The organism is Lysinibacillus xylanilyticus (genome assembly GCF_001183605.1).
Lineage (GTDB): Bacteria > Bacillota > Bacilli > Bacillales_A > Planococcaceae > Lysinibacillus > Lysinibacillus xylanilyticus.
Window position 1 is genome coordinate 1 of record NZ_LFXJ01000004.1, and the last position, 9,054, is coordinate 9,054.

General features: G+C 36.4%; 4 protein-coding genes. All 4 read left to right on the forward strand.

Features of this window, described 5'->3' with window-relative positions:
- The first annotated feature begins 1,703 nt into the window (after positions 1-1,703).
- The 4 genes from ACZ11_RS03095 (at position 1,704) to ACZ11_RS03110 (ending at position 8,352) form a co-directional block, all read left to right on the forward strand.
- Positions 1,704-2,516 carry a WxL domain-containing protein gene (locus tag ACZ11_RS03095; protein WP_049663690.1) on the forward strand — a complete coding sequence of 271 codons (813 nt, stop codon included), beginning with the start codon at positions 1,704-1,706 and terminating at the stop codon, positions 2,514-2,516.
- 19 nt (positions 2,517-2,535) lie between these two features.
- Positions 2,536-3,291 (forward strand): WxL domain-containing protein, encoded by a 756-nt coding sequence (locus ACZ11_RS03100; RefSeq protein WP_049663693.1) that lies wholly within the window; start codon positions 2,536-2,538, stop codon positions 3,289-3,291.
- A gap of 220 nt (positions 3,292-3,511) precedes the next feature.
- Complete coding sequence (locus ACZ11_RS03105; protein ID WP_049663695.1) at positions 3,512-4,540, forward strand: DUF916 and DUF3324 domain-containing protein; 1,029 nt, start codon at positions 3,512-3,514, stop codon at positions 4,538-4,540.
- A gap of 314 nt (positions 4,541-4,854) precedes the next feature.
- The gene (locus ACZ11_RS03110; protein ID WP_049663698.1) at positions 4,855-8,352 is read left to right on the forward strand and encodes a hypothetical protein; all 3,498 of its coding nucleotides are present in this window, start codon (positions 4,855-4,857) and stop codon (positions 8,350-8,352) included.
- The last annotated feature ends 702 nt before the right edge of the window (positions 8,353-9,054 follow it).

The following is a 9,054-nucleotide window of genomic DNA, read 5'->3' on the forward strand; positions in this document are numbered from 1 at the left end:
CCCCTGTGAGAGTAGGACGTCGCTAGGCACCTAGAAAAGTCGAGGATTTATTCCTCGGCTTTTTTTTTTTGGAAATAAATCCTCGAACTATGGAAAACGAACCGATAAGTTATATAGTTACTTTAGATTTAATTTCTCTCAGTAAATGTCTTTTGTACCGAAATCATAGCGACAGGTACAGAAGTCTCCCATCATTATAGGAGGAAAGATTAATGCGGTTTTAAGTCACTTTCAGCGGGTGTCTAAACATCCGCTGAAACTGAGTGACCAACATCTTGCCGCTGCGCTTTCGCACGATAAAACCCTATTGCTGTCGCTTCGCTTTCGCATAGACAAAACACAGTGCTGACGCTGCGTTAGCACTACGCTTTCGCACAAAACACATCTGTGGCTGCCGCTACGCTTTCGCACAAAACACATCTGTGGCTGCCGCTACGCTTTCGCACAAAACACATCTGCAGGCCGAAGCACAAAGTCGATTCCGGACCCATTTATGCCGAGGTATAATTGATTGAGAAGTAATGTAGCGGAGTACCGTATAAGGAAATATTAGAAGATGAATGCTGCAACCCCCAACGGCACTGACAAAGTAAGGTACACATTTGCTGGATGGTATAAGGTTATAGAACATGCAATAGCATATGCGTAAGAGATGTATCGTATATTCGATACATCTCTTTTTTCTATGTGCAGCTTGGTATGAGTATGAACTTATAGATAAAAGAATAAGAAAGTCCTATTTTTAAGAAGGAACATCACGATCCAAGCTCAAAAATAAAGTTGAAAATAATTATCATAATGAGTCAAATAAGCAGGTTTATCAATTTTTGTTCAAAAGTGAACAAAAGTTGATTTGCTTCTTTTCCCCGTAAGTTTTAACCTAAATAAGCATAATCCTTAAGATAAAAGAAATGCCTTTTGTTTTGATTTAATGATGGAATAATTTTAAAAATAGTAGTTAGAAAATAGTTATTAATAATTAGACGGCTGCAAGCAATACAGAAGGTGTACTATTACTATTTTGAATGTAAAATTATTGAAAATATCCTAATGGCAACAAATTTCTTTGGTGAGACACAATAAAAAATATTCATTTAAAGTTAGAATTTTAAGAAAATTTATTTAGAAATTCACCATTATCAAATTATGCTAAAAAAGCAACAAAAGTTGATTTTAATTCTTTTGTTAAATACGCTACAATCTGTAATTGCAAGAGATGAAAAGTAAAAAAAGAAATAAAAGAGAAAAAATATGTTTAAAGAAGTTCGAATTGAGGTATAGGTTAAGTGTAAAAAGTAAACAAACTAGTATTTATGATAATAATAGTGATGTTTCTAACTATTTCTTCTTCATCTAATGCGAAATCGTAAGCCCTTGAATCGGAAAGCTTCCATCGTTTATGGGCCAAGAAAAAATCCACAAATGAGGGATGTATCCTATTCTTAGAATAACATTTTCTGTTTTGTTATTTACCGTACCAGCATTTTATCTGATACGTAAATATAAATAAATATGCAATTAGAAATGGGAGGATGGTTGAATGAAAAGGATGTCCTTTTTTGCTTAAAAACTGTAATTTTATTACAGAATATTTAAAAATAGTTAATTTATAATTCAACTATTAAGTAGTAAGTGTTATTTATCGTATTAGCATTTTATCTAATACGTAAATATAAAAAATACATGAAAGGAGAATTTAAACAATGAAGAATAAGGCTATGCAACTTGCTGCAATTGCCACTTTACTAAGTTGTACGGCGATTTCACCATTATTTGCTTCAGCAGAAGAAACAGGTGATACAGAAGAAAAAGAAAAAGAAAAAGTAGTTAATTACGTATCGAATGGAAAGGTGGCATTTATTCCGAATGAAGATTTACAAGACCCGGTAGATCCAACTGATCCAGATCCAGAGAAGCCAGTAAATCCAGTAGATCCGACAGATCCAGGAGGTCCGAAACCGGGGACTGGAAGCCCACTAGGTATTGATTTTGTATCGAGTCTCGATTTTGGTATTAATGAAATCTCGAACAAAGAAAAGATTTATTATGCGAATGCACAGGAGTTAACTTCTAGTAACGGAAGTAAATATGTACCTAACTATGCCCAAATCTCAGATAATCGCGGAACAAATGCCGGATGGAAATTAACCGTTAAACAAGAAGGTCAGTTTGCTAATGCTGCAGCGCAAAATAAAAAATTAACAGGCTCACAAATCAAATTTGTGAATCCGACTGTTACAGGTAAAACAGTAGTGACACCGCCAACAGCAGCTAAAGAAATTACGTTAGATCCAAATGGCGCTGAGTCACTTGTCATGTCAGCAAAGCCAACAGAAGGAGCTGGACTTTGGGTAAACCTTTGGGGACAGGTAGATGAGATGACGAATGCTGCAGGTGAGAAAGTACAAAAAAATAAAGCGATTTCCCTTTCTATTCCAGGGAAAACGCCAAAAGATGCTGTTACATACAGTACAAAATTAACATGGAACTTATCGGATGTTCCAGGTAACAAATAATAATAAAGGATGATGAAACATGAAAATCAATACTAATTTAAAAGCTCTAGGCGTAGCAACAACAATGTTAACAGGTTTGGTATTAGGAGGAAGTGTCACTTCTTATGCGGCAGATGGTGGCGAGTATCAAACGAATGCAATTATCGAATTTGAATCAGCTACTGACATCATAACTCCACCAATAGATCCAACTAATCCGGATAATCCAAATCCAGTAGATCCAGTAGATCCAACTGATCCAAACGGTCCAAAGCCGGGAACGCCTGGTCCATTAAGTATTGACTATGCATCTAGCTTAGACTTTGGTAAGCAAAAAATTACTTCTACCACTCAAGTTTACAAAGTACAACCGCAAAAATTTAACGGTCGTGGCGACGGTCCGAACTATGTTCAAGTAACAGATAGTCGTGGTACAGAAAAAGGTTGGTCATTGCAAGTGAAACAAAATGGTCAATTCAAGAACACTGCAGATAAAGAACTAACGGGTGCTGCAATTACTTTTAAAAATGCATGGGTGAATACAGCCTCTGCATCTACAAAACCATCTATTGTAAAAACTACATTTAGTTTAAATCCAGATGGGATGGGTGTAGCTGAAAACATTATGTCTGCCAAAGCGAATGAAGGGTCCGGTACTTATGTATTAGTATTTGGTGATGACGCTACAGCAGCGGATAGTATTGAACTTTCTATCCCAGGTTCAACTACGAAATATGCAGATAAATATGCTACGTCCTTAACATGGACACTGACAGACGTACCTGGACAAGAATAAGAGACTATCAAAAATAGTATCCTATCATTTCAGTGCAATATTGTGAGATACAGGTAAAAACCCGTGTAAATCCTGTTAACTCGATTTGCAACAAGTACGAGTTAACGTGGAGCGACAGGAGTACGAGACTTCGTGGCATCCTGTTGCTCCATTGTTAGCGGGTTTTTACCAATTATTTTAGATCTTTGAAGACTTTTAAGTAGTAAGGATGGTAGAAAATATGAGGAAAAATACTTTATGGACCTTATTCGGAATATTGATTGTAAGCCTAGTATGGTTAACGCCCTTTGCGTCTGCATCTGAATTTAATTTTGGTGTGTATACCGTCATTCCAGATAACCAAATTGATAAACAAAAATCTTATTTCGATCTGAAAATGGAGCCTAATCAAAAGCAGACATTAACGATTCAATTGAAAAATGATACGGAAGAGGATGTCGTCATTGAGCCGATCATTCATTCTGCTACAACGAATATTAATGGAGTTGTAGAGTACGGTCCTACAAGTGCTGAACGTGATTCTTCATTGCCATATGAATTAGGGGATTTAATTCAAACTGAGAAGGAAATTACGATTCCGGCTAAGGGAAGTAAGGATTTACAGTTAAATGTAACGATGCCTGAAGAAGCATTCGATGGGATATTAGCGGGCGGTATTACATTAGAAGAGAAGAAAGCAGCGTCAAAAAATACCGAGGAAACAACTAAAGGTGTAAGTATTGAAAATAAATATGCTTATGTAGTGGGAATTATCCTACAAGAAACTGATGAAACAGTGAAGCAAGATTTGCAATTACACGATGTTAAAGCTGGACAAGTGAATGCCCGTAATGTGATTAATGCTACGCTTCAAAATCCAACGGCAACGTATTTAAACCGTTTTGAAGTGGACGCGAAAGTTACGAAAAAAGGGAAAACAGAGGTGCTCTATAAATCTGAAAAACAAGACATGCAAATGGCGCCAAATTCTAATTTTGAATACCCGATTTCACTAAATGGAGAAAAATTCAAATCTGGAACATATACGTTACATGTAAAGGCTAAATCGAGCAAAGAATCATGGGAATTTGAGAAGGATTTTACCATTAAAGGGGAAGAAGTAAAGCAATTTAACGCAACAGATGTATCCATTGAAGGACCGAATTATCTAGCGTATTTGGTAGGATTGCTAATTCTTCTAGTAGCAGGGTTACTATTGTTTATATTTTATAGCAAAAAGAAGCAGAAGAAACAACAAGAAATAAATTAATTGAACAAAAATACGCCTTTGTTTTGGAAGTAGCTGTACTGGTTACTTTGCTGACTTTTCGTTTTAGAAAAATTATGCACCAATTTATGTTTCTAAAGATGCAGGATAGAGGCGTGTATCAGTTAACGCTGATACGACAAGCGATTGGTTTTTTAACAAGTGAATCAATAAAAATTAGATGAATCACTTGTTAAAAATTAAAAAGAAAAAGTTAATTTGAAAGAATGAGAAGATGAGCAAAGTGATCAGTATGCGGTTAACTTCATTGTTCGTTATGAAGCTGCTTAACATGTAAAGGGTCGGTGAAAAGAAATATGCGGAAAATAGTAATATCGATATTAGTTTTTGTTCTAGTCTTTTCTGAGCTGAGTGTATCTATAGCAGAAACAATTGTGGGTAATCCTACAGAGTCTGCAATTGAATGTGAGGAACAACTAGAGTCTGATGGCGAGGAAAATCTAGCAACTGAATGTAAGGAACCGGAGTCTGAAAATGGTGAAGCACCAACAACTGAAGGAGAGAAACAGCCGGAGTCTGAAAGTGGTGAAGCGCCAACAGCTGAAGATAAGGAACAACCAGAGACTGAAAATGGTGAAACGCCAACAACCGAAGGAGAGAAAGAACCAGAGACTGAAAATGGCGAAGCTCCAACAACCGAAGGAGAGAAAGAACCAGAGACTGAAAATGGCGAAGCTCCAACAACTGAAGAAGAGGGACAGCAAGAATCAGACAATGAAGAAAAGCCAGCGGTAGAGTGTGAAGAAGAACTAGCAACTGACTGTGAGGAACCTGAAGAATCAGACAGTGAAGAAAACCTAGTAGTTAAATTGGATAACGATGGAGAATATATAGATGATGGTTACCGTATAACGGGATCACTGATTAGTAAAGACAGTCAACCTATCATTCTTTACTATAAGATTGATGATAATGATGAGAAGAAAATCGCGGAATATGAAAACGCAGACACTGATGCAACTGTTCCGTGGGAGTACACAATTCTAGATGATGAAGTGAAAAAGGGTTTAGATCATGACATTACTATATATGCAGAAAACGAGTCTGGTGTGAAGTCAAACGAAGAAACAATAAAAATACGCCCGGTATTAACGATTTCAGAACAAGTGTTTGATGAAGGCGGCAATGAGATAGAGGAAGTCGCACCAGAAGAAACAGTCAGCTATAAAATTGCAGTAGAAACCGATTATATTGAAGAAGATACCGGCACATATGGTGAAGTCAACATTACTCAAGAATATGCTACACGTTTAGAACAGCCAACAGACCTTAAAGTATCAGATGAAGATGGAAATGAAATTGGTACAGCCATATATAATGACTCTGTCAATGTAATTGAAACAACTCTTCATGCAAACTTGCCACGTTCTACGAAGATAAACATTACGTATAACGCTAAAGTGAAGAAAGAAATGGAAGAGGAAGAGGAAGACTATATTATAAGTCAGACGACAGCATCCGGGAGATATAGTACAGGTGATGCGGTCAATAGGACATTAGATGAAACGAAAATTTTAATTGCGTCTCAACATGCGCGAATTAATATAGTAGATGTTGGTCCAGTCGGGAATATTGATTTTTCACCGTTAGTTGATCCTAATGAATTAGATGGATTTACACAAATGGAAGTTAATGAGGGGCAAAAATTTACGTCTAAATCTGGAAGCTCTGACAGAAGTTATTACATGGCTTTTGGAGACTTAGATAATACAAGGTCAGTGAACTCATTAACTTCAACTCCGAGGGTTAGAGGCGATGATTGGTTAAGGCCTTTGCCAACCATGGAAACATCGCTTTCCTCTTTAGTGGAGAGAAACCACAGTTTTATACGTGCTGACACTTTTGTAGTAGCGACTACTCTAGATTCTATACCGAATGCTCCAGGGGGTGTCATAACGTACTATTATGATAATGGAAGACCTGGCAATGGAACTGGAAATAGTTCGTTTTCTGGATTAGAGGTTGTTCATGGTAATTCTCCAGACGATGTAGCAAATATAGTCACTAGAGACGAGTTTCCAATTATAAAACTATATAAAAATGAACAGGCAAATGAATTGATTGCTTACGCAGTTGCAATTACTTATAAGGAAGGTCTCCCTGCTGGCGCCCGTGAAAAATACTTAGATGGATTAGTAAAAATTAAAATGAGTTTGAAGAGTAAAAAGGGGCGTGTTAATGTAAGTGTAAAATACTTAAAATTACATGACGAATTTGAATATACAAATTTAGGGTATTCTGTTCATATGGATATTGGTGGTCGTCATCAGTATAGTAAGATGTTTTCATTAGGAGCTAATGAAGGGATCTATTTTAATGAGAAAGAAATGAAGGATTATAAACCTTATTATCTTTTTTTCTACCGTGATGGTTATGCGAATCATCCGGCAGAAATTATAGCGAGAGACTGGCCAATTCGCATATTCACCACTCTTAGTTACCCTCATGGCTTATCTCATGGCTTTTTTAGTACATTGAATGCATCATCTGTCAAAGACATTGGCGAGGATGAGATGTATCCTTATACGGAGCATCCGGCCTGGGCCTTAAGATGGGAACCAGAAGAGCAAGGGTATAAAGAGATACGAGAAGTGAATCTTGAGATTGCTGTAGCTGACAAAAAGGATCCAGCGCCAGTGATTAAATTAGATAATGATGGTGAATATACAGAAGATGGTTATCATTTAACGGGATCATTGATTGATACGGACCTCGATAGTGAATATATCGGTCTTTACTATACGATAGATGACAGTGAGCCTTTGAAAATAAAAGATTATGAAAAAATAACTCCAGGTACAGAAGTTTCGTGGGAATACACGATTCCAAGTACTAAAGTGAAAAAGGGTTTAGACCATAATATTACTGTATATGCAATCAACGAATACGACCAGACATCAAATATCGAAGAGATTAAAATTCGACCGGATTTTTCCATTACGCAAGAAGTGTTAGGTGAAGATGGTATTGAAGCAAAAGAAGTCGCACCGGAAGAAACACTAAATTTTAAGATTTTAGCAGAAACCGGTTATATCGCAGAAGATGAAGGAACTTATGGTCAAATCACAATTACACAAAAACATAATACACATTTAGAATCACCAACAGACCTTAAAGCAATTGATGAGGATGGAAATGAAATTCGTATAACGTATAATAGTTCCACAAATACGATTGAAGTAAAACCCGAAGCGAGCTTAAAGCGTTCTAAAAAAATCTATATCACTTATAAGGCTAAAGTGAAGAAAGAAGCGGTATATGGACAATATGTTGAAGGTCAGGCGACAGCAGTTGGGAAATACAGTACAGGTGATGAAGTCAATCAGACATCAAATGAAGTGAAAACCAAAATTTCTGGCGTGTTGAAATTCGTTTCTGCGCCTGGGGTGATTGGCTTTGGAGAAAAGCCTAAGATTTCGTCGAGAACTAAAACGTATCAGCTCATCCAAATTGATGAGTCTTTATCTGTAAAAGATAGTCGTGCGTTGTCGAGAAATCCGTCTTGGATGATGACGGCTAAGCTAGTTAAGCCGCTAACAGGGAAGAAGAATAACGATTCTACATTAGATGGCTTATATTACCGTTATGGTGGAAATGTTTCAACACTTACTAAAGATGCTTCAGCACTGGTTTATAAAAAGAAAACAACTGGCAAAGAAGAAATCAACATTTCTAATGCATGGACTCCAGAAGGAGATGGACTTTATTTAGAAGTGCCAGCCGGAACTGCTAAAGCTGATGCGTATGACGGAACGGTCCAATGGATACTGCAGAATGTACCTGTGAATGAATAGATGTAGTCATATGTTGATAAGCTTGGTTGCATTAAAAAGATAAATTTTAGGTGTGTTATGCCGAGTGATGGGAATCCAATCTTTTCAATAAGTTATATATAAGTGTTTCATGGATTAGTTGACAATTAAATAATCCAGAAAAAGAAAGCATGAGATTGCATATTTAACAGTCTCATGCTTTTGTATTTAGGTTAGACTAGGAGATTAGGGACCGCTCTATTTCTGGAACGAGGTCAAATGAAAAACGCCCAGCGTTAAAAATACAGAACTAGTATTTGATGATGATAGCAATAGGGAGTGCCGTACTATGCGGCAATTAGTTGACTTCGGTATGCTTGACGGAGTCATCTTTTTTTATGTCCCAGGTTCTTTTTGTTTGATTTTTTAATAGAAATTATGAAGAAATGATATGTTAGATAATAATAAAACATTAAAGATTGAGAGTCTAATATTAAAATAATTTCTTAATCATTATAATAGGAAGTTTCTCGATTAAGTAAAAAACTATGAATTTATTTTAGAAAAAGTGTTGACCTTTTTAAATTAAGGGTGTAATATTATACAAGTCGTTAAGACAGCTACTGAAAAACAATTAAACAAAAAAGAGTTGTTGACATCTAGCGAACGACATGATATTATATAAGAGTTGCTACTGAAATAACGGCAACGAAATGAACCTTGAAAACTGAACAAGCAAAACGT